Here is a 22,249-nt window from a genome sequence, read left to right on the forward strand (position 1 = left end):
TCAATTACTTTTATTTGTAAGAAAAATGGTGTATAATGTCATAAGTTGAAACATTGCAAAAAAGAGGTGTTTATGTGTTTGATGTAGACATTAGTGATTGCTTGAACTTTGCTTTAAACGTCAATAAGGAGAAGGAGCTTAGAACTAAAGAAAATAGTAGAAATTTATCTAAAGTTGGAATAATGGGAGGGACATTTGATCCTATTCATTACGGACACTTGGTAACTGCAGAATATATAAGAACTAACTTTGAGCTTGATAGGATAATATTTATACCATCTGGAGATCCACCACATAAAACTGACAGAATTATTATTGATAAGATGCATAGATACTACATGTGTGTCTTGGCTACTCAAACTAATGAAAATTTTTTTGTTTCAGAAATAGAACTAAAGAGAATAGGAAAATCATACACGATAGACACACTAAGAGAAATGAAAAAAGTATATCCATATTCTGAAATTTATTTTATAACGGGTGCTGATGCTTTATGTGATATGGAAACCTGGAAAGATGTTCCTAATCTTTTTAAAGAAGGAAAGTTTATCGGAGCTACAAGGCCTGGAGTCAATCTAGATAGTGCAAAAACTAAAGCGCAGCTTTTTAGACAAAAGTACGATGCACAAATATTTAATGTATCCGTTCCTTCGTTAGATATTTCATCTACAGATTTAAGAGAAAAAATAAAAAAAGATGAATCAATAAAATACTTGCTTCCAGAAAGTGTAGAAAAGTATATATTTAAGTACAATTTATATAGGTGATAATATGGATATAAAAGATATGATAAGTATACTTAAGAACATGATAACTGAAAAAAGATTAGTTCATTCTCTAGGTGTAGTTGAAAGTGCAAAAAAATTAGCAAAAATTTATGGTGAAGACGTAAAAAAAGCAGAGGTAGCAGCACTTTTGCATGACTGTGCAAAGTGTCTAGGTAAAGATGAGGTACTTTATTACGTAAGAAAATACAATATCTTACTAGATGATATACAAAAGAAAGAATTAGAATTAGCACATGGCATTGTAGGGGCTTATATATCTAAGGATATATTTAAAGTAGATGATGAGAGTATACTTTCTGCAATAACATATCACACTACAGGGAAAGAAAATATGTCAAAGCTTGAGAAAATAATATATGTAGCGGATTTTATAGAGCCAAATAGAGATTACCCAGGAGTAGATAAATTAAGAAATACAGCCTATAATGAAGATTTGGATAAAGCATTACTAATGTCGTTTGATAACACAATAAAATATGTAATTTCTATACAAAAGATTCTTCATCCTATAACTGTAAAAGCAAGGAATTATTTATTGTGTAAGTAAGTATGATTTGAGGTGAGCATATTGAAACATTTTTTTAGAGTATTTATATTGTCTTTTGTAATATTTACAATGGTATTTGGTACAGCACTATATCTTATAGTAAAAGATGAAGAAACTTCTATAGGATATTCAGAAGGATCTGAAGGAATAGATAAACGTCAAAGAAACGAAAGAGTTAATATACTATTATTAGGTATAGACAGTATGGATGGTAGCAAGGAAAGAGGAGTAAGAACAGATACTATTATGGTACTGAGTTTAGATCCAAAAGAAAATCAAGCTTCTATACTTTCTATACCTAGAGATACTAGAGTTAGGATAAGGGGAAGAAAAGGATACGATAAAGTAAATCACGCTCACGCATATGGGGGAGCTGATTTAGCAATAAGTACTGTTAAAGATTTACTTGGAATTTCTATACATCATTATGTAAGAGTAGATTATCAGGCACTATTTAAGACTGTAGATGATGTTGGAGGAGTAGAAGTAGATGTACCTATGAATATGAAATACACAGATACATCTGCAAGTCCACCTCTTTACATTGACTTAAAAAAAGGAAGACAAGTACTAGATGGAAATAAGGCTATGCAGTTTTTAAGATATAGAAAAGGATATCCAGATCAAGATTTAGGGAGAATAAGAGCTCAGCAGCAATTCATGGATGCTCTTATAAAGAAAGTCTTAAGTCCAGCTTCTATACTTAGAATACCTTCCTATGTAGAAACACTTCATAAATATGTAGATACAGATCTTAAAAGAACAGAAATGGTATCATTAGCACTGCAAGCTAGTAAAATAAATCCAAATGAAATACAAAAAGCAACTATTCCAGGGCAGCCAATGATGATAAGTGGAGTATCATACTATAAAGTAAATGATGATGAACTGAATAAATTAGTAAAAGAGCTTTATAACTTAGGTGAGTAAAGCAATAAAGGAGGAAATTTTGATGATACAAGTTGAGGAAATGGTTAAGAAAATCTATAATGCAATAGATGACAAAAAGGGAGAAGATATAGCTATATTAGATCTTAAAAATATAACTTCTGTTGCTGATTATTTTGTTATAGCAAGTGCAACTTCTGAAAGACAAGTTAAGGCAATTGCAGACAATGTTGAATACGAAGTTGAAAAAGAAGGAATATCTGTTAAAAGAAAAGATGGGCATAATACTTCAAGATGGATTCTTTTAGATTATGGAGATGTAATGGTTCACATATTCCATACAGAAGAAAGAGCATTTTATGACCTTGAAAGACTTTGGAAAGATGCACCATATATAGACATTGAAACTTTGTAAAATAGCTTGATATAAATTATACATTTTAATATAATAATGTTTAAAAGATAAACTGGAGTAGTAAAGAAAATGACTTTTACAGAGAGCTGATGGTTGGTGTGAATCAGTAAAGTTTATTCTTGAACTTGCCAGTAGTAAATTATCTTAAGGTTAGCTTCCTTTATAGAGCTACTGAGATGGCTTTTAGCTAAATTAGGGTGGTACCGCGAGATGACTCCTCGTCCCTAAACAGGGATTAGGAGTTTTTTGTATTTTTGATAATAAATAGGAGGTATGGTATGTCAAATTATAACTTCGCTGAGATAGAGAAAAAATGGCAAAGTATATGGGAAGATAAAAATGCATTTAGAACAGGAGAAAGTGATAAGCCTAAATATTATGTTCTTGAAATGTTTCCTTATCCATCAGGAAAAATACATATGGGTCATGTAAGAAATTACTCTATAGGAGATGTTGTTGCTAGATTTATGAAAATGAGAGGATATAATGTACTTCATCCTATGGGATGGGATGCATTTGGTCTTCCAGCTGAAAATGCAGCTATAAAGCATCAAGCTAATCCTGATAAATGGACTAAAGAAAATATTAAAGATATGAAAGAGCAGTTTAAACTTCTAGGTCTTTCATACGATTGGGATAGAGAGGTAGCTACTTGCCTTCCAGATTATTATAAGTGGACTCAATATTTATTTACAAAGTTCTTTGAAAAAGGTCTTGCTTATAAGAAAAGATCTTTTGTTAACTGGTGTCCATCTTGTGAAACAGTTCTTGCAAATGAGCAAGTTGTAGGTGGAGAATGTGAAAGATGTGATTCTGGTGTTATAAAGAAAGATTTAGAACAGTGGTACTTAAGGATAACAGATTATGCAGAAGAACTTCTAGAAGATATAGAAAAGCTTGATGGATGGCCAGAAAAAGTAAAATTAATGCAGAAAAATTGGATAGGAAAAAGTATAGGAGTAGAGGTTGAATTTGAGATAGAAGACTTTGATAAGAAATTAAAAATATTTACTACAAGACCAGATACTATATGTGGTGTAACTTATATGGTACTTGCTCCTGAACATGAATACGTAACTCAAATAGTCAGTGGAACAGAGTATGAAGATAAGGTTAATGAATTTAGACAAAAGATTCAGCATATGAGCGAAATAGAAAGATCTTCTACAGAACTAGAAAAAGAAGGATTATTTATAGGTAAGTACGCAATAAATCCTATAACAGGAAACAAAGTACCTATATATATAGCTAATTATGTAATGGTAGACTATGGAACGGGAGCTATAATGGCTGTTCCAGCTCATGATGATAGAGATCGCGACTTTGCAAATAAATACAATTTAGAAATAGTTGAAGTTATAAACGAAGATGGAATCATGATAAACTCAGGAGAGTTTAATGGGCTGTCTTCAAAAGATGGATTCGATAAAATCATAGAAAAAATAGAGTCTTTAGGTATAGGAAAGAAAACTACAAACTATAGACTTAGAGATTGGCTTATATCTAGACAAAGATATTGGGGATGTCCTATTCCAATAATATATTGTGATGACTGTGGTGCTGTACCTGTGAAAGAAGAAGATCTCCCAGTTATTTTACCAGAAGATGTAATGTTTACTGGGAAAGGAGAATCACCTCTTGCAACTTCAAAAGAGTTTTCTAAGGCTACTTGTCCTAAGTGTGGAAAAGAAGGAAAAAGGGATATAGACACTATGGACACATTTATAGATTCATCTTGGTATTTCTTAAGATATATAGATCCTAAAAATGAAAATGCTCCTTTCTCTAAAGAGCTAGCTAATAAGTGGATGGGAGTAGATCAGTATATAGGTGGAGTAGAACATGCTATACTACATCTTTTATATTCTAGATTCTTTGTTAAAGTTTTAAGAGATCTTGGAATGCTTGACTTTGATGAACCATTCAACAACTTGTTAACGCAAGGTATGGTTTTAAAAGATGGAGCGAAAATGTCTAAGTCTAAAGGTAATATCGTAAGCCCTATGGAAATAATAGAAAACTATGGAGCAGATACAGCTAGACTATTCGTATTATTCGCAGCACCTCCTGAAAGAGATTTAGAATGGTCTGATCAAGGAGTTGAAGGATGCTTTAGATTTATAAATAGAGTATATAGATTAGTAGATGAATTAAAAGAAGTTATAAACAACACGTCGGAATTAGGAAGCTTAACTAAAGAAGACAAAGACATAAGATACTCTATTCATAGTACATTAAAGAAGGTAACTGAAGATATTTCAGGAAGATTTAACTTTAATACAGCTATATCTTCATTAATGGAACTTGTTAACGATATGTATAAATATAAAGAGTTAAAAGATAGAAAAGAGTGCATATTAAAGGAAGGATTAGAAACTATAGTTACTATACTTGCTCCATTTATACCTCACGTAGCAGAAGAATTATGGCAACATATAGGCAAAAACGGAAGTATTCATGATATCACTTGGCCAAACTATGATGAGAGTGCATTAGTTAAAGATGAAATTGAAGTTGTAGTGCAGATAAATGGAAAAGTAAAAGGAAAAATGAATTTACCTTCAAATATATCTAAAGAAGATATGGAAAAATTAGCTCTAGAAGATGATAAAATCAAAGAGTTAACAAATGAAAAAACTATAGTTAAGGTAATAGCAGTTCCTAAGAAATTGGTAAATATAGTTGTTAAATAGTGGAGCCTTTTGGCTCCTTTTTTTCTGCTAATTAAAGGATTTAGTAAAAAAATGTTGAATTTACTTTAGATACAACAAAAATGGAGGGATTAACTTGCTTGGTACAATAGTAAACGCTATAGCCATCATAATAGGAAGTATTATAGGACAGCTAATTAAGGGATTAAATCCAGAAAAGTTTAATGACACTATAATTAAAGGACTAGCCTTATGTGTTATGCTTATAGGTATATCTGGAGCACTTGAATCTTCTAATATATTACTTTTAATATTCTCAATAGGTATAGGAGCCTTTATAGGAGAAGTAATAGATATAGATTCTATGCTACAAAAATTAGGGGACAGTCTTGAAAAAAGATTTAATGTAGGAAAAATATCAGAAGGATTTGTTACTGCAACTCTTATTTATTGTGTAGGGGCTATGGCTATTGTAGGTTCTCTTGAAAGCGGACTTACTGGAAATCATGAAACTTTATACGCAAAATCAACAATAGATGGTATTTCATCTATAATATTCTCATCTTCTCTTGGAATAGGAGTTATGTTATCTTCGATATCAGTATTTATATATCAAGGAATAATAACTCTTGGAGCAGGATTTCTTAGAAATATATTACTAGACTCAACTATAAGAGAAATGAGTGCAGTTGGAAGCTTATTGATAGTAGGAATAGGGCTTAATATGGTGGGAAATTCCAAAATAAAGGTGGCTAATTTACTGCCAGCAGTTCTTATCCCATTTGTCTATCAAGTATTGTTAAATATATTAGGAAAATAATTCAAAATATATTGAAAAATATGTAGAGTTTTGATAGAATTAGTTGTGAAATAGAATATTGAAAGGGGAGCTAGACTAATCTGGCTGAGAGGGAGTTAAGGAACTCCGACCCTAGAACCTGATCTGGGTAATGCCAGCGTAGGAAGTATAGAAATAGGAATAACTATATTTAATGCTGCATTCAGAGAATGCAGCATTTTTTATAACACATAGGAAATTATGCACTTTAACAAATTGTGTATAAGTCATAATTTACGTAATGTGTTTCAACAAAGTCTTCTTTTGAATCTTTCAAAGAAAGACTTTGTTCTTTCAAGAATTTCTATATACTTCCTGAAAACAAAATATTAATAGGAGGTAGTTAAAATGAAACAAATGTCTACTAAAATGCTAGTAGAAGCAGGTGTTATGATTGCACTTGCACAGATTCTAAGTTATATCAAAATATTTGAGGCACCTTACGGTGGGTCTATTACTGCTGCAAGTATGGTTCCTATAATTGTGTATTCAATTAGATGGGGGCTAAAGCCAGGTCTTTTAGTTGGAACTGTTTATGGAATACTACAATTTATATTAGGACCTAAATATTCTTACCATATACTATCAATACTATTTGATTATGTAGTAGCTTTTGGGGCATTAGGTCTTGCAGGTTTATTCAGAAAGAATATACAGGGAATATTCTTAGGAGTATTTTTGGGTATATTTGGAAGGTTTGTGTTCCACGTTATTTCTGGAGCTATAGTATGGGGAATATATGCACCAGAAGGAACAAATCCTTGGATATATTCTATTCTTTACAATGGATCATACCTATTGCCAGAACTGATAATATCTTATGTAGTGTTTGGATTGATATATAGACCTTTAAAGAGTCTAAGTTTAAGTTAATAATTTAGGATTAGCTGATGAGTATATTCATCAGCTTTTTTGATGGTTAATAGTTTGACAAATTAAAATATTGCAAAAAAACATTTTCCTATTGAATTGTATCCATATAATGTATAAAATAAAATTAAGACAATATTTGGTGAGGAGTGTAAAATTGTGACGAAAATAACTCTAAATGATGTTCAAAAAGCAAGAGAAGTAGTAAAAGACGTAGTACTTAAGACAGAGCTTGTAGAATGTGTACACCTTAGTAAAATAAGCAATAATAGAGTGTTTTTAAAACTTGAGAATTTACAGAAGACAGGGTCTTTCAAAATAAGAGGGGCTTATAATAAAATAGCTAATTTAACACAAGAAGAGAAAGCAAACGGAGTTATAGCATCAAGTGCAGGTAATCACGCACAGGGAGTAGCATTAGGTGCAAAGATGAATGGAATAAAAGCAACTATAGTTATGCCAGCTACTGCTCCTCTTGCAAAGGTTAGTGCAACTAAATCTTATGGTGCTGAGGTTATATTAAATGGTGCTGTATATGATGATGCTTATGCTAAAGCATTAGAAATACAAAATGAAACAGGAGCAACTTTCCTTCATCCATTTGATGATCCATATGTAATAGCAGGACAAGGAACGATAGCTCTTGAAATACTTGAAGACTTAGAAGATGTAGATGCTATTTTAGTACCTATAGGTGGAGGAGGAATAATAGCTGGAATAGCTGTTGCGGCAAAAGCTATTAATCCAAACATAAAAATTATAGGGGTTGAGGCATCTAATGCAGCATCTATGAAAGGATCAGTAGACGAAGGAGAAATAATTACACTTTCTTCAGCTGCTACTATCGCAGATGGAATAGCTGTAAAAAGACCTGGAAACTTAACGTATGAATTAGTAAAAGAATATGTTGATGAAATAGTTACAGTAAATGAAGACGAAATAGCTCAAGCTGTTTTATTCCTTATGGAAAAGGATAAAATAGTAGTAGAAGGATCTGGAGCTGTGTCTGTAGCTGCAATTATCACTGGAAAGATAAAAGAAGAAGGAAAGAATATAGTATCAGTTATCTCTGGTGGAAATATAGATGTTAATATGGTGTGGAGAATAATAGACAATGCTTTAATAAAAGAAGGTAGAAGATTCACTTTTAGAACTATGATACAAGATAAGCCAGGTGGATTATCAAATCTTACTGCATTAATCTATGAATTAAATGCAAATATATTATCTGTAAATACAATTAAACTTTCAAATAATTTAAGATTAGGTGTTCAGCCAGTTGAAGTAGTATTAGAGACTTTTGACAAAGATCATGTTGCACAAATAGTAGAAAAACTTGAATCAAATGGATATACAGTTGAAACATATTGTGATTTAATATAATTATAAATGTATTTAAAAAGTAAATTTGTTAAATTATAATAATATAACAAAAAATAAGAGGAGGAATAAAAATGAATAAGCAAATAATACATACTGAGCATGCACCAAAAGCTATAGGACCATATTCTCAAGCTATAAAAGCAGGAAACATGGTATTTATATCAGGACAAGTTCCATTTGATCCTGTTACTATGGAAATAGTTTCAGAAGATGTTCAAGAGCAAACAAAAAGAGTTTTAGAGAACTTAAAAGCTATATTAAGTGCTGCTAATGCTTCTTTTGAAAATGTTGTAAAAACTACTGTGTTTATAAAAGATATGAATGATTTTGCAAAAATAAACGAAGTATACGCTGAGTACTTTGGAGATAACAAGCCAGCTAGAGCATGTGTAGAAGTAGCTAGACTACCTAGAGATGTTAAGGTTGAAATAGAAGCTATTGCTGTAGTAGAATAACAATTTTAAAATGACCTTGGTTAATCCTTGGTCATTTTTTAAGTAACTAGACATTGAAAGAGGGATCTTATGAAAAATTATAGTATATTTGATATTGTAGGACCTAATATGATTGGTCCATCTAGTTCTCATACAGCTGGAGCTGCAAGGCTTGGGAGAGTTGGATATAAAATAGCTGGAGAGAAAATTACTAACGTTAAGTTTTATCTTCATGGATCATTTGCTCAAACGTATAAAGGTCATGGTACAGATAAAGCTTTAGTAGGAGGAATATTAGGATTTGCTCCAGATGATGAAAGAATAAGAAATTCATTTCAAATAGCTAAGGAAAGTGGATTGGATTTTGAATTTATTACTGTTGATTTAGGAGATGATTATCATCCAAATACAGCTAAAATTGAAATAACAACTGAAAGTGGAAAAAAATTGGAAATTGTTGGAGCTTCCATAGGTGGAGGTAATATAAAAGTTACGCAAATGAATGGGCTAAAACTTGAATTTACAGGAGCATATCCGACACTTATAGTAAAGCAAAGAGATTTACCAGGAGCTGCCACTCATATAACTAGTTGTCTGTCTAAAAATAATATAAATATAGCTTTTATGAGCATATATAGACAAGAAAAAGGAAATGAAGCATTTACAATAATAGAAGCAGATGATGACATTCATGAAAATATAGTTAAAGATATACTAAGCAATGAAGACCTTATAAAAGATGCGTTCATAATAAAGGGGCTTGAGTAAATCTTTAAGGAAAGGTGACAAATATGAACTTTACACATGGAAGCGATTTATTACAGCTTTGCCAAAGTCAAAATAAAAAAATATATGAAGTATGCATAGAAAGAGAAATGGAATTAACTAAAGCATCAAGAGAAGAAATAATAAATAAAATGAAATACAGTTTAGAGATAATGAAAAACTCAATAGAAAGAAGCTTAACAGAAGATATAAAATCTGTAGGTGGGCTTATAGGTGGAGAAGCTAAACTGGTTAGAAATAGACTAAGCTCGAACAAATCAGTGTGTGGATCTCTTATGTCAAAGGCTATAAGTGCAGCTATGGGAGTATTAGAAGTTAATGCTTCTATGGGACTTATTGTTGCAGCACCTACTGCTGGATCTTGCGGTATTCTTCCTGCAGGGGTAATAACTGTAGCACAAGAATATGGACTAAGTGATGAAGATATGCTAAATGCTATATTTACAGCAGCTGCTGTAGGAATAATAATAACTAGAAATGCAACTGTAGCAGGAGCTGAAGGTGGTTGTCAGGCTGAAACAGGTTCTGCCGCAGCTATGACTGCAGCAGGAATAGTTGAAATGATGGGAGGAACACCACAAGAGGCACTTCACGCTGCATCTATGGCTCTAAACAATGTAATGGGGCTTGTGTGTGATCCTATAGCAGGACTTGTTGAAGCACCATGTCAAACAAGAAACTCAATTGGTGTTGCTAATGCATTAATATCTGCTGAAATGGCTTTATCTGGTGTTGTAAGCGTAATACCGTTTGATGAAGTAGTAGAAGCTATGTATAAAGTAGGAAAGAGTCTTCCATATGAATTAAGAGAAACAGCACTTGGGGGAGTTGCAGCTACTTGTACTGGATGTGCATTAACTAAAAAGATATTTGGATAATAAAAAGAGCATAGATCTATGCTCTTTTACTATTTTTTGCGTTTATTTTTTCCTTTTTTTGAGAAATACAGTTTATTTATCTTTATAAAAGTGAATATAAATAGACATAAAATAACTATTTTAAGCAATGTAATTCCTGTTTTATAAAATGTATTTAATGTAGAATATTTGACTAAAATAGGAGTAGCATCGCTTAGTGCTATTAAATCTATCTCGGATAAAACATTGTTATCCCTATAAACTTTTATTTTTCCTACTGTATCTCCATATTTTATAGGAGCAGAAAGATTAGGACTTAGGTTTATATCAGTACGGACATTACCTATATTCTCATTTTTTCTTAAAAGGATTTTATAATTATCTGCAGGGCCGTAGTTAATAGTATTCTCCTTAGAAAGTGGAATTAATTTATTTCCTAGAACTTGATTTTTGAATAATACATTTTCTAATTTATAGTTATCAATTCCATAGTCTATTAAAGTTCTAGTATCTATGTATACATTTTTGCCTTCAGTTTTTAGAACAACTGATATTACCCTTATTCCATCTTTCTCACCAGTACTTATAAGACACTGTCTTGCAAGATTAGTATATCCTGTTTTTATTCCATCTATTACATCGTACTTAATATCCACAGTTTTGCCTTTATAGTCCATGGTATTTCTTCCGCCTTGGCCCCATAACAATCTGTTAGAGTTTCTAAAAACTCTTTCGTTAGGGGTTTGTTCTGTAGGAGGAATTCTAAGGTATGGTGTTTTAACTATTTCTCTGAATACATCATGCTTCATAGCTTCTTTGGCAAATAAAGCTAGGTCATATGCAGTTGAATAGTGGTTTGGATCAGGTAAACCATTAGGATTTGTAAAATTACTGTTTTTGCACCCTAATTCTTTTGCTCTTTTATTCATAAGTTTTGAAAATTCTTCAACAGAACCAGAAATATGATTTGCAAGCGCTACTGCTGAATCGTTTGCAGATTTTATTAATAGGCATTCTAAGAGCTCTTTTACTGTGAAAGATTCTCCTTTTTTTAAGTACATACTGCTTCCATCTATATATCCAAGGTCATAGTCTATAACAACTTTATCATCTAGATTAGCATTTTCTAGAACTAATAAAGCTGTAATTACTTTAGTAGTAGATGCTGGATACATCTTTTGGTGTGCGTTTTTTTCATAAAGTATAGTACCAGTTTCGTACTCTATCAATATCCCTGCTTCTGCAGAAATATGAGGAGATGTATACGCAAATGACACTAGAGAATTTGAAAAAAGCATAAGTATAGGTAATAATATTAATAGAAATTTCCTCATAATTACCTCCGTTTAGATTCAGTGTAGCATAGCTTGATACATATAAAAGCAAAGGAGAGAATAGTTTGAAAGCAAATATAAGAAATATTATGATTTTCTGCTGTGTTTTATTACTTGTTTTGGCTGGAATATTTATGAGTGATAAACTCCAATTTGGAAAAACCATATATGTAGTAAGTCCTGAGGAAAATGAGGTTGCTTATGGAGATGAAGTTAGCGAACAAAGTTATGATGATAAAAAACTAGCTTTAAATAAAGAAATGATGGTATATATTAGTGGTGAAGTAAAAATACCTGGAGTAGTTGTTATTAGTGAAGGTGATAGAATGATAAATGCAATAGAAAAATTAGGAGGACTTACAGAAAATGCAGATTATAATAGAATAAATTTAGCTATGAAATTAGAAGATGGAATGCACTATATAATACCTAAAGTCGGAGAAAATATAGACAATGGAAATAGTCAAATAACTATAAGTTCTAACACCCAAAATTCATCTGGAAAGATAAATATAAATAGGGCAGATGAGATGCAACTAAAATCTCTACCAGGAATAGGTGAAGCTATAGCAAAGAGGATTGTAACATATAGGGATCAAAATGGAGGATTTAAATCAATAGATGAAATAAAAAATGTATCAGGGATAGGAGATAAGAAATTTGAGGACATAAAAGAATTGATATCTATAAACTGAAACTACCAATGTCAAGCTTTCCTTAGGTTGTAAAAAATAGTATAACTATGATATCATAATGTGTAGAATATTGCTTAAGGGGAGAGTGACAGATTTGGGAAAAGAGATTAAAAGACTTACTAAAATGACTACTTCTGCAGGTTGAGCTGCCAAAATTGGACCAGAGGATCTGGCTAAGGTTCTAGGTAGTTTGCCTAAGTTTGAAAGTGAAAAATTACTTGTAGGATTAGATACATCTGATGATGCTGCTGTATATAAATTAAGTGACGAAATGGCACTTATTCAAACTCTAGACTTTTTTACTCCTGTTGTAGATGACCCTTACTTATTTGGTCAAATTGCTGCAGCAAACTCTCTTTCAGACATATACGCTATGGGAGGAAAGCCTTTAGTTGCTATGAATATAGTGTGCTTTCCATCTTGTGAAGATATGAATATACTTGGAGAAATATTAAGAGGAGGAGCAGATAAAGTAAAAGAAGCAGGAGCTTTATTAGTTGGAGGACATTCAGTAGATGATAAAGAACCTAAGTATGGGCTTTCAGTATCTGGAACAGTCCATCCAGATAAAGTTCTTTCTAATGATAAAAGCAAAGAAGGAGATGTATTAGTTTTAACAAAACCAGTAGGAACTGGAATAATAAATACGGCTATAAAAGAAAATTTATGTGATAAAACCGTTGAGAATGAAGCAGTAAAAATAATGTCTCACCTTAATAAATATGCTGCTTTAGCATTTGATAAGGTTAAAGTAAACTCTGTAACAGATATAACTGGATTTGGATTGTTAGGACATGCTTTAGAAATGGCTAAGGCGTCAAATGTTACTTTAGAAATAGATTCTAAAAGTGTTCCTATAATAAAGCAAGCTTTAGAACTTGCTAGTATGGGTATAATTCCTGCTGGAATGTATAGAAATATGCACTATATATCAAAGTATGTAAAGTGTGATAATGTGCCTGAAAATTTAATGGATGTGCTGTATGATCCGCAAACATCAGGAGGATTATTAATTTCAGTAAAGGAAGAGAATTCATTGCAACTTGTAGATGAAATTCTAAAAAATGGAGCATTAGAAGCTAAAATAATAGGAAAAGTAGTTAAAAAAGAAGAAAAGTATATAAATGTCAAGTAAAGAAGCCTATATAGGCTTTTTTATTTTTTCAATTTCACAGAAGATAAGGTAGAAAATACACATAATTTAGAATATATAGGTGAAATATGGTATAATTGTAATATAAAAATGTAAAAAGGGGAGATAATCGTGGATAAGAAGCAGCTATTTTCTCAGCTACCTTCAGTAGACCAGATATTAAATAATGATAATATAATAACATTACTAGAAGAATATCCTAGAGTTATAGTTTTAGAGAGTATAAGAGAGAGTATAGATGTTCAGAGAAAGAAAATACTTTCTTTAGATGATAAAGATATAAAAGATTTTTATATAAATGAAGATAAAATGATACATGAAATAAAAGATAGTACGAAAGCTAAATATTCACTATCTTTAAGAAAAGTTATTAACGGTACTGGAGTAGTTATACATACAAATTTAGGAAGATCTTTAATATCAGATAAAATTAAAGATGAGGTTTGGGGAATAGCATCTAGATATTCTAATTTAGAATATGATTTAAATTTAGGGGAAAGAGGATCTAGATACTCTCATTTAGAGAATATAATAAAAAGAATTACTAATGCTGAAGATGTTCTTGTTGTAAACAACAACGCTGCAGCTGTACTTTTGGTGCTTAGCACTCTTTGTAAGGATAAAGAGGCAATAGTATCAAGAGGAGAGCTTGTAGAAGTTGGGGGTTCTTTTAGAATACCAAGTGTTATGGAGCAAAGTGGTGCTAAACTTGTAGAAGTTGGAAGTACAAACAAAACATATATAAAAGATTATGAAGAAGCTATAAATGAAAACACATCGGCACTACTTAAGGTCCATACAAGTAATTATAGAATATTAGGATTTACTCATAGTGTTGAAATAAACGAGTTATCAGACCTTGGAAAAAAATATAATATTCCAGTTGTAGAGGATTTAGGAAGTGGACTATTTATAGATCTTTCTAAATATGGATTTAGTTATGAACCTACAGTAATGGATTCATTAAAAGGTGGGGCTGATATAGTTACATTTAGTGGAGATAAGATACTAGGTGGGCCACAGGCAGGTATAATAGTGGGAAAGAAAGAGTATATACAGAAAATGAAAAAAAATCAGCTAACTAGAGCTCTTAGAGTAGATAAATTTACAATGGCAGCTCTTGAGGCTACATTTAGAATGTATCTAGATGAGGATATGGCTATAAAGAATATACCTACTATAAAAATGCTGACATACAATATAGAAGAGTTAGAAAGTAAAGCAAATGCTTTGTATAATTGTATAAAAAGCAAAAATCTAGAAATTGATATAAATATAGAAGATGGATACTCTCAAGTTGGAGGTGGTTCTATGCCACTTGAGAAAATCAGCACTAAGCTTGTAAGTATAGTTCCAAACAACATTAGTGTAGCAGCTTTTGAGAGAAAGTTAAGGTTATGCGATAATCATATAATTGGAAGAGTATATGATAATAAATACATATTAGATGTTAGAACTATATTCGAGGATGAATTTGATATTATTGCAGACACTATAAAAGGCATTTTGTATTAGGGGGATTGCAGTATGAAAAATATAATAATTGGAACTTCAGGACATATAGATCACGGAAAAACTACACTTATAAAAGTATTAACTGGAAAAGACACAGACAGATTAAAGGAAGAGAAAAAGAGAGGAATATCAATAGATCTAGGATTTGCATACTTTGATCTTCCAAGTGGAAAAAGAGCAGGAATTATAGATGTTCCAGGGCATGAAAAGTTTATCAAAAATATGCTAGCTGGGGTATCAGGTATGGATGTTGTTTTGTTTGTTGTAGCAGGAGATGAAGGGGTTATGCCTCAGACAATAGAACATTTGGACATACTAAACTTTATAGAAGTTAAAAATGGAATTATTGTAATAACAAAATGTGACTTAGTTGATGATGATTTCTTATCACTCGTTAAAGAGGATATAAAAGAAAAGGTTAAGGGAACTTTCCTAGAAAATGCAAAAATGATAGAGGTAGACTCACTAAGTAAGCGTGGAATTGATGAGCTTACAAACGTTATAGATGAACTGACTAATGATTTAGAAGACAGAAACTTAGACTCATATCCTAGAATGCATATAGATAGAGTATTTACAATTAAGGGATTTGGAACAGTAGTTACAGGAACTCTTATAGAGGGGAAAATAAATCTAGATGATGAGATGATGATATATCCAAAGAACATAAACACTAAGATAAGAGGAATTCAAGTTCATGGAAAGAGTGTAAAAACTGTATATGCAGGCCAAAGGGCAGCTATTAATTTATCGAATGTAAAAGTAGAAGATATAGAAAGAGGAGATATATTAGCGTATCCTAACTATATGGAAGAGTCTATGATGGTAGATATAAAAATAAAGCTAAGTAGGTATTCAAACGCTAAACTTAGTTACTGGGATAGAATAAGACTATATCACGGAACTCGAGAGATTTTAGGTAGAGCTGTACCTTTAGACAAAGAAGAACTAAATTCTGGAGATGAAGGATATTGTCAGTTAAGACTTGAAGAAACTATAGTAGCTAAAAAAGGAGATAGATTTGTTATAAGGTCATATTCTCCTATGGAAACAATAGGAGGAGGAGTAATATTAGATCCAAATCCTAAAAAGAACAAAAGATTTAACGATGAAACCTTAAGAACACTAAAACTTAAGGAAAGAGGAGATTTGAAGGAAATAATAGAGGAAACAATAAGAAAATATACAAAAGAATACCCAGATATCAAATCTATTCTAAAATACGTAGGAGAAAGAGAGGATATAGTAACTGAGAATATAATTAAGCTTATAGAAGATAAATCTGTATTTTCAATAAACAAAATATATATACACAAAAGTCATTACCAAGATCTTAAGCAAAAAACACTTAGTTTACTTAATAGCTTCCACAATGAATACCCTTTAAGAAGAGGTATAGTTAAAGAAGAATTAAGATCAAAGGTAGATAAGAATTTTAAAACAAGGGATTTTGATGCTCTTATAGATTTATTTTTAGAAGATGAGGTAGTGAAGGTAGAAGATAATATAGTGTCGTCTTATGATTTTAAAGTGAAGTTCACTAAAGAAGACCAAAAAATCAAAAACGATATAGAATCAAAGCTTCTAATGGACAAATTCTCTCCTAGAAGCATTAATGATATTATTTTAAATAACCAAAGATACACACAAGTAATAGAGGCACTAAATGGTGATACTATAATAAAAGTAGATGATAATATCATTTACCACAAACAGTATTATGATAAAGCTTTGAATTTACTAAAAGAACATATAAATTCAAAAGGGAATATAACACTATCAGAGTTTAGAGATTTAATAGGTGCTAGTAGAAAATATGCTATGGCACTATTAGAACACTTTGATAGAAATAAAATAACGAAGAGAATAGATGATAAAAGGATACTAAATTAGGTGATAATATGAAAATAAAAATACTTATAGTTGACGATGAGCCACTATTAATAAAAGGAATGAGATATGGATTAAGTGAAGAATATGATATAGATGAAGATGAAGCTGTAAGGAAAGCTAAAAGCAAGGAATACGACATTATTATATTAGATTTGATGCTTCCTAAAAAAGACGGCTTTGAGGTATGTAAAGAAGTAAGGACCTTCTCTCAAGTTCCTATAATAATGTTAACTGCAAAAGGTGAAGATATGACTAAAATAATGGGACTTGAATTTGGCGCTGATGATTATATGACAAAGCCTTTCAATCTACTAGAATTAAAGGCCAGAATTAATGCTATACTTAGAAGAACAAAAAAAGTAGAAGAAAACTCTGTTGCTTCTGAATTTGAGATAGGAGAATTCAAAATAAATACTTTAGGAAGAAAAATAACTAGAAATGGAGAAGATATAAATCTAACAGGTAAGGAATTTGATTTATTTCTTTTCTTAGCTACGAATAAGAACAAAGTATTCTCAAGAGAGGCTTTGCTTGAAAAAATATGGGGATACGACTATTATGGAGATTTAAGAACTGTGGATGTACATGTAAGAAGACTAAGAGAAAAAATTGAAGACAACTCTTCTAACCCTAAATATATATTAACGAAATGGGGAGCTGGTTATTATTTTAAATACAATTAAATACAAGGCTATATCGGTTTATATCTTGATAGCTACACTTGTATTTATAGGTTCTATGTATTACTTTGTTACTGATATAGAAAACAAGTACAAAAAAGAGCATTTAGATGTTATGGAATTTCAGATAGATCTTTTAAAAAAGGATATAGAAACTTATGAAGATATATCAAGCTTAGAGATTAAAGAAAAAGTAGACTATTATCAAGATATGTATAAAAGCAATTCTATCAAAATATTAGATAGCTTTAGATTTGTAGTTATAGAAGGTGGAGTACAAGAAGTTCAAAAAACAAGAATACAAGAAAGTATATTTAGGAATACTCAAGAAAATGGATATATGTATAATATGTACGATAACAAAATAACTAAGATGGCTCCAATTATATTAAATGGATCGCTGCAAGGATATATATATATGGAGAATAAATTAGAAAATCTATACTATATAAAACTTGCATTTGTATTATTTTTAGTTTTATGTATACTATTTGTACTATTAGTAGTATTTTATATATCCAAATCTGTTATATATCCAGTGAAAAAAGTCAATACAGCATTTGAAAATATATCAAAGGGAAGCTTATATGAAAAAGTAAAAATTGAAGGTGGAGGAGAATTATCTAGGTTATGTTCTAATTTTAATGTGATTAGCTACAAATTAAGCCAAATAGAACATCAAAGGAGAGAATTCGTACACAATGTATCCCATGAACTAAAAACTCCATTAAGTTCTATAAAACTTCTTATAGAATCTTTAAAATATGGAACGTACGAAGATGTAAATATATACAAAGAATTCTTTATGGATATCTATGGTGAAGTAGATAGAATAAAACAAATAATAGATGATCTTATGATTGTAGTTAATATCGATGAAAATAAATCTCACATTAATTTAGAGCTTACATACATTAATTATTTAATAGAAAAGCTGATAAGTAGAATGATGCTAAAAGCAAAAGAAAAAAATATTAGTATTATTTATAAAGAAATAGACAATATTCAAATAAAAGTAGATAATATAAAAATAGACAGAGCGATTACCAATATACTAGATAATGCAATAAAATATAGTAATGAAAATAGCAATATATATATATATTTATACAATGAAGAAAAATATGCAGTTATAAAAGTAAAAGATGAAGGTATCGGAATACCTCAGGAAGACATTGGGAGAATATTTGAAAGATTTTACAGAGTAGATAAGGCAAGATCTAGAAAAACAGGAGGAAGTGGACTTGGTCTTTTCATAGCAAAGGAATTAATAGACCTACATGGAGGAGATATAGTTGTAGAGAGCAAAGAAAAAGAAGGAACTACCTTTTATGTGAAACTACCACTAGATTTAAATTAGGAGGACATAATAATATGAAAAAGACTTATATATGTGTATTGGTATTCGCAATAATAGCCATTTTAGCTGGATGCAGTGTTAGATCTACAGAAACTATAAAAAAAGAAGAAATTAAGCTTTATTACGGAAATCTAGATAATTCAAAAATAGAATGGATTATAAGACCTATTCAATATTCAAATGAAACAGAAAAATATTCAAATGCTCTAAAAGAACTGATAAATGGACCTTATTCATCAGATATGATAAGAAATATAAATGAAAATACAAAGATATTATCTATCCAAAATAGAGATAGTATAATATATTTAGATCTTTCAAAGGAATTCTTGCTTCCTTCTTCAGATATTTCTCAAATGAATGCTATAATTACAATCACAAATACATTAACTCAATTTAATGAAATTGAAGGTGTGAGAATAACAGTCGCAGGAAAGAGTATAGTTTCACCAAGTGGGGAGCCATACAAAGTTCTAAGTGAATTTAACTTAGCTAAAAATAGAAAAATAAATATAAGACTTTATCTACCAGATGATAATGCAGAGTATCTACTTCCAAAAGTCAAGGAAATAGAGATAGGAGAGGGAGAAAGTATAGGTCAAAGAATATTAGAAGAACTAATACAAGAATCAAATGAAGGTGGATATGGCATAATTCCTAAAGGAGCTAAGCTTATAAGTTATTCTGAAGATAAAGGAATAGCTACTGTGAATTTTAGTAAAGAATTTATTGAAAATCATCAAGGAGGAAGTACAGGAGAAACTATGACTATTTACTCAATTGTCAATTCTCTTACCGAACTTGAAAACATAACAGGAGTACTATTTTTAATCGAAGGTGAAAAAAGAGAAAATTTAGGACATTATAGTATAAATGAACCATTTAGAAGAGCTGAAAATTTGATAAAACAGTAAACAATAAACGATTAGGATATATGAAATCCTAATCGTTTTTAGTTATAGGAGGTCTTGATACCTCTTTTATAAATAAATCAATAAACTTCTTCCAATCAAGGTCATACTGAACTTTTATTTTTTTAGCTCCTTCAGCTCCCGGCCATATACCGTCCCATCCAACAGATGTACCATAATTTATCCCATGATTTATATCTACATCAACATAAAGATCTACTGTTTTAACTATATCAGGGTATATAAGGCTCATAATAGCAACCTGATCATACATAAGGTCTATAAATTCAGGATCTTTTTCAAACTCTGGGCCCATTGTTTGTTTAAGTAAGGAAGTAACTGGTGTATTAACAGAAACTACTTTTTCATACCAAGTTTCGCTTCCTTTAGTTTTTCTTGATACGTTTAATGGGGACAATGTAATTGGAATTCCAGAACGAAGAACTACTCTAGCAGCTTCTGGATCTACCCAAAAATTAAATTCAGCATTTGGGGTTGCATTTCCAGCACCATCAGGAAGGGTAGCTATAGCACCTCCCATAACTATTATCTCTTTTACACTTTTAGCAAAGTCCGGGTGCTGACGAATAGCTTTTGCTACATTAGTAAGTGGACCTATGGCTACAATTGTTATTTCTTGTGGCCTATTTATTACAGTGTTAACCATAAAATCAACTGCACTTTGCCTTTCAGCTTTCTTTTTAGGAAATCCTCCTAATGGCATTGAAGGAGGTTCATCAGACCACCATTTTCCCCATGTAGATTTAGCAAAATCACTTACTTCATGAACTAATGGCATATTAGATCCAACAAACACTGGAACATCTTCTCTTTTTACTATTTCTAAAAAACGAAGAAGGTCTACGGTTGCTTGCTCTAAACTATTATTTCCAGCTACAGTTGTAATTCCCAGGACATTAATTTTAGGAGAATTTAAAGCTACTATAGTTGCTAGAGCATCATCTTGTGGTGGCATAGAAAAGTCTGTATCTAATATAATATCATGAATTTCATCTGACAACACCATTGTTGGCCTAGTTGCTAAATTAAGACTTAGCATAGATAGACTTAAGAAAATTGAAGCTATTGTAAGAATTAATATTTTCTTCATGATAAATCTCCTTGTATAAAATAGTATTTTAATTAGTGTTTGCTTTGATTAGATAATTATTTATGAAAAATATGGATAAGTTATTGCGTGATGTCGAAAGATGTAGTCGAAAAAATATTGTACAAAAAAATAAAGTATGATATATTATTAGTAAAGACAAGTTAAATTATGGGAGTAGATGGGTGCTGGTGTGCCCTCTGGTCTTCAAAACCAGCGCGGGGGGTTAGGAGCTTCCTGGGTGGGTTCGATTCCCACATATTCCCGCCAATACAAAAACGACCTTCATTATGAAGGTCGTTTTCTAGTTCACATCACTTTTCTCTTGCAGCTTAAAAGACTTATCAATAGCATCCCATACATATAAATATTTTTCAGTTTTTTCACTTTCTTTTTTAAAGTCTTCTACTTTAGGGAAATTAGGTGACAGTCCTTTATAATTTGTAGTAGTAGCTATATATAGTATTTTTATAGGGTCTTCATCTAAATAGTCTACAGAAGAAGTCAATGTGGTTTTGTTCCACAGATTATCTGGAGCATTTTTATCTATCCAGATAGCTTTATAAGCCTCCTCGTAATTTACAGATTTTTTTAGTACACTTTTAAAAGTATTGTCATCATCGTAATAAAATATTTGAATAAAATTATCTATCAGAAAAGCTCCAACTCTTTCATCTAGAATTTGTTCAATTATTAAAAAGTTCTTAAAAAACTTTATATCTTTTACTGGAACTATATTTGTAATTTTGTTTTTGTAATAATAGGAAAGATCATTCATTTGCTCATACACTGCAACTAGAGCAGTATCTTTAGATAGATTTAAAGCAAATACTATATTTTCTTTTCCGTTTGGAATTACATTTCCCTTATAAATTTTTAGATCTATATAATCTATATATTCTTCCCACTTAGAATACCCAGTAGCATTAAGAATAGATTTTATTATGTCTTTTTTTAGATTTTGCTTTTGAACACTGTCATCAGGAATTGCTATGTAATTTTCAACAGTACTTTTAGGTATAACATTGTTATATGATCTTACAGAAATAGAAAAAGCATTAGCGATAATTAGTAATATTAAAACATAGATTACTTTTTTCAATAAATCACCCCCTATATACCTATGAATATGGGGGTGAACTT

21 protein-coding genes, 1 tRNA gene, 1 riboswitch and 1 other annotated feature are annotated in these 22,249 nt (G+C 30.9%); of the genes, 19 read left to right on the plus strand and 3 right to left on the minus strand.

Annotation, left to right across the window (positions count from 1 at the left end):
* Positions 1–74 precede the first annotated feature (74 nt).
* The 11 genes from nadD (at position 75) to sdaAA (ending at position 10,478) form a co-directional block, all read left to right on the plus strand.
* A complete protein-coding gene (nadD, locus tag CLOTH_RS06525) occupies positions 75–767 on the plus strand; it encodes a nicotinate-nucleotide adenylyltransferase (protein ID WP_079412312.1) in 693 nt (230 codons plus the stop codon).
* Positions 768–771: 4 nt separating this feature from the next.
* Positions 772–1,335: a bis(5'-nucleosyl)-tetraphosphatase (symmetrical) YqeK gene (gene yqeK, locus CLOTH_RS06530; protein ID WP_079412314.1), complete on the plus strand. Its 564-nt coding sequence runs from the start codon at positions 772–774 to the stop codon at positions 1,333–1,335.
* A 48-nt stretch (positions 1,336–1,383) separates the two neighbouring features.
* Entirely contained in the window at positions 1,384–2,265 is an 882-nt protein-coding gene (locus CLOTH_RS06535; protein WP_331722040.1) for an LCP family protein, read from the plus strand.
* 25 nt (positions 2,266–2,290) lie between these two features.
* Complete coding sequence (gene rsfS, locus CLOTH_RS06540) at positions 2,291–2,638, plus strand: ribosome silencing factor (RefSeq protein ID WP_143715444.1); 348 nt, start codon at positions 2,291–2,293, stop codon at positions 2,636–2,638.
* A 38-nt stretch (positions 2,639–2,676) separates the two neighbouring features.
* Positions 2,677–2,867, plus strand: a binding site (T-box leader).
* A 49-nt stretch (positions 2,868–2,916) separates the two neighbouring features.
* Complete coding sequence (gene leuS, locus CLOTH_RS06545) at positions 2,917–5,331, plus strand: leucine--tRNA ligase (RefSeq protein WP_079412318.1); 2,415 nt, start codon at positions 2,917–2,919, stop codon at positions 5,329–5,331.
* Positions 5,332–5,425: 94 nt separating this feature from the next.
* Positions 5,426–6,109, plus strand: coding sequence for a DUF554 domain-containing protein (locus tag CLOTH_RS06550; RefSeq protein ID WP_079412320.1), 684 nt, complete (start codon positions 5,426–5,428; stop codon positions 6,107–6,109).
* 53 nt (positions 6,110–6,162) lie between these two features.
* A riboswitch (TPP riboswitch) is annotated at positions 6,163–6,272 on the plus strand.
* A gap of 203 nt (positions 6,273–6,475) precedes the next feature.
* Positions 6,476–7,000, plus strand: coding sequence for an energy-coupled thiamine transporter ThiT (gene thiT / locus CLOTH_RS06555; protein WP_079412322.1), 525 nt, complete (start codon positions 6,476–6,478; stop codon positions 6,998–7,000).
* A gap of 156 nt (positions 7,001–7,156) precedes the next feature.
* Positions 7,157–8,380, plus strand: a complete 1,224-nt coding sequence (ilvA, locus tag CLOTH_RS06560; protein WP_079412324.1) for a threonine ammonia-lyase — start codon at positions 7,157–7,159, stop codon at positions 8,378–8,380.
* A gap of 71 nt (positions 8,381–8,451) precedes the next feature.
* A complete protein-coding gene (locus tag CLOTH_RS06565) occupies positions 8,452–8,835 on the plus strand; it encodes a RidA family protein (RefSeq protein ID WP_079412326.1) in 384 nt (127 codons plus the stop codon).
* Positions 8,836–8,904: 69 nt separating this feature from the next.
* Positions 8,905–9,582 carry an L-serine ammonia-lyase, iron-sulfur-dependent subunit beta gene (sdaAB, locus tag CLOTH_RS06570; RefSeq protein WP_079412328.1) on the plus strand — a complete coding sequence of 226 codons (678 nt, stop codon included), beginning with the start codon at positions 8,905–8,907 and terminating at the stop codon, positions 9,580–9,582.
* Between the two features lie 23 nt (positions 9,583–9,605).
* The gene (gene sdaAA, locus CLOTH_RS06575) at positions 9,606–10,478 is read left to right on the plus strand and encodes an L-serine ammonia-lyase, iron-sulfur-dependent, subunit alpha (RefSeq protein ID WP_079412330.1); all 873 of its coding nucleotides are present in this window, start codon (positions 9,606–9,608) and stop codon (positions 10,476–10,478) included.
* Positions 10,479–10,507: 29 nt separating this feature from the next.
* On the opposite strand, the gene CLOTH_RS06580 is transcribed toward sdaAA, so the two are convergent.
* Entirely contained in the window at positions 10,508–11,791 is a 1,284-nt protein-coding gene (locus tag CLOTH_RS06580; RefSeq protein ID WP_079412331.1) for a D-alanyl-D-alanine carboxypeptidase family protein, read from the minus strand.
* Between the two features lie 65 nt (positions 11,792–11,856).
* Between CLOTH_RS06580 and CLOTH_RS06585 the strand changes: the two genes are divergently transcribed.
* The 7 genes from CLOTH_RS06585 (at position 11,857) to CLOTH_RS06615 (ending at position 20,001) form a co-directional block, all read left to right on the plus strand.
* Positions 11,857–12,486, plus strand: coding sequence for a helix-hairpin-helix domain-containing protein (locus CLOTH_RS06585; RefSeq protein WP_331722041.1), 630 nt, complete (start codon positions 11,857–11,859; stop codon positions 12,484–12,486).
* A gap of 124 nt (positions 12,487–12,610) precedes the next feature.
* Positions 12,611–13,621, plus strand: coding sequence for a selenide, water dikinase SelD (selD, locus tag CLOTH_RS06590; protein ID WP_331722050.1), 1,011 nt, complete (start codon positions 12,611–12,613; stop codon positions 13,619–13,621).
* A gap of 129 nt (positions 13,622–13,750) precedes the next feature.
* The gene (gene selA / locus CLOTH_RS06595; protein WP_079412334.1) at positions 13,751–15,154 is read left to right on the plus strand and encodes an L-seryl-tRNA(Sec) selenium transferase; all 1,404 of its coding nucleotides are present in this window, start codon (positions 13,751–13,753) and stop codon (positions 15,152–15,154) included.
* A 12-nt stretch (positions 15,155–15,166) separates the two neighbouring features.
* A complete protein-coding gene (gene selB, locus CLOTH_RS06600; RefSeq protein WP_079412335.1) occupies positions 15,167–17,047 on the plus strand; it encodes a selenocysteine-specific translation elongation factor in 1,881 nt (626 codons plus the stop codon).
* 8 nt (positions 17,048–17,055) lie between these two features.
* Positions 17,056–17,730 (plus strand): response regulator transcription factor, encoded by a 675-nt coding sequence (locus CLOTH_RS06605; RefSeq protein WP_079412336.1) that lies wholly within the window; start codon positions 17,056–17,058, stop codon positions 17,728–17,730.
* Positions 17,731–17,755: 25 nt separating this feature from the next.
* On the plus strand, positions 17,756–19,087 hold the full coding sequence (locus CLOTH_RS06610) for a sensor histidine kinase (protein WP_079412337.1): 1,332 nt from the start codon (positions 17,756–17,758) through the stop codon (positions 19,085–19,087).
* 14 nt (positions 19,088–19,101) lie between these two features.
* Positions 19,102–20,001 (plus strand): GerMN domain-containing protein, encoded by a 900-nt coding sequence (locus CLOTH_RS06615; protein WP_079412339.1) that lies wholly within the window; start codon positions 19,102–19,104, stop codon positions 19,999–20,001.
* A gap of 28 nt (positions 20,002–20,029) precedes the next feature.
* Here the strand turns inward: CLOTH_RS06615 and CLOTH_RS06620 are convergent, their stop codons facing one another.
* Positions 20,030–21,109 (minus strand): nucleoside hydrolase, encoded by a 1,080-nt coding sequence (locus CLOTH_RS06620; RefSeq protein WP_079412340.1) that lies wholly within the window; start codon positions 21,107–21,109, stop codon positions 20,030–20,032.
* Between the two features lie 170 nt (positions 21,110–21,279).
* On the opposite strand from CLOTH_RS06620, the gene CLOTH_RS06625 reads away from it, so the two are divergent.
* Positions 21,280–21,376, plus strand: a tRNA-Sec gene (locus CLOTH_RS06625).
* A gap of 34 nt (positions 21,377–21,410) precedes the next feature.
* Here CLOTH_RS06625 and CLOTH_RS06630 read toward each other — a convergent pair.
* Positions 21,411–22,208, minus strand: a complete 798-nt coding sequence (locus CLOTH_RS06630; protein WP_079412342.1) for a hypothetical protein — start codon at positions 22,206–22,208, stop codon at positions 21,411–21,413.
* Positions 22,209–22,249 lie beyond the last annotated feature (41 nt).

This window comes from Alkalithermobacter paradoxus (assembly GCA_002029295.1).
Classification (GTDB): domain Bacteria; phylum Bacillota; class Clostridia; order Peptostreptococcales; family Peptostreptococcaceae; genus Alkalithermobacter; species Alkalithermobacter paradoxus.

Coding starts and splice junctions, on each gene's coding strand:
- CLOTH_RS06565 (WP_079412326.1), top strand. CDS start 8,452: ATGAATAAGCAAATAATACATACTGAGCATGCACCAAAAGCTATAGGA.
- CLOTH_RS06605 (WP_079412336.1), top strand. CDS start 17,056: ATGAAAATAAAAATACTTATAGTTGACGATGAGCCACTATTAATAAAA.
- leuS (WP_079412318.1), top strand. CDS start 2,917: ATGTCAAATTATAACTTCGCTGAGATAGAGAAAAAATGGCAAAGTATA.
- thiT (WP_079412322.1), top strand. CDS start 6,476: ATGAAACAAATGTCTACTAAAATGCTAGTAGAAGCAGGTGTTATGATT.
- CLOTH_RS06580 (WP_079412331.1), bottom strand. CDS start 11,791: ATGAGGAAATTTCTATTAATATTATTACCTATACTTATGCTTTTTTCA.
- sdaAA (WP_079412330.1), top strand. CDS start 9,606: ATGAACTTTACACATGGAAGCGATTTATTACAGCTTTGCCAAAGTCAA.
- CLOTH_RS06615 (WP_079412339.1), top strand. CDS start 19,102: ATGAAAAAGACTTATATATGTGTATTGGTATTCGCAATAATAGCCATT.
- sdaAB (WP_079412328.1), top strand. CDS start 8,905: ATGAAAAATTATAGTATATTTGATATTGTAGGACCTAATATGATTGGT.
- CLOTH_RS06620 (WP_079412340.1), bottom strand. CDS start 21,109: ATGAAGAAAATATTAATTCTTACAATAGCTTCAATTTTCTTAAGTCTA.
- selB (WP_079412335.1), top strand. CDS start 15,167: ATGAAAAATATAATAATTGGAACTTCAGGACATATAGATCACGGAAAA.
- yqeK (WP_079412314.1), top strand. CDS start 772: ATGGATATAAAAGATATGATAAGTATACTTAAGAACATGATAACTGAA.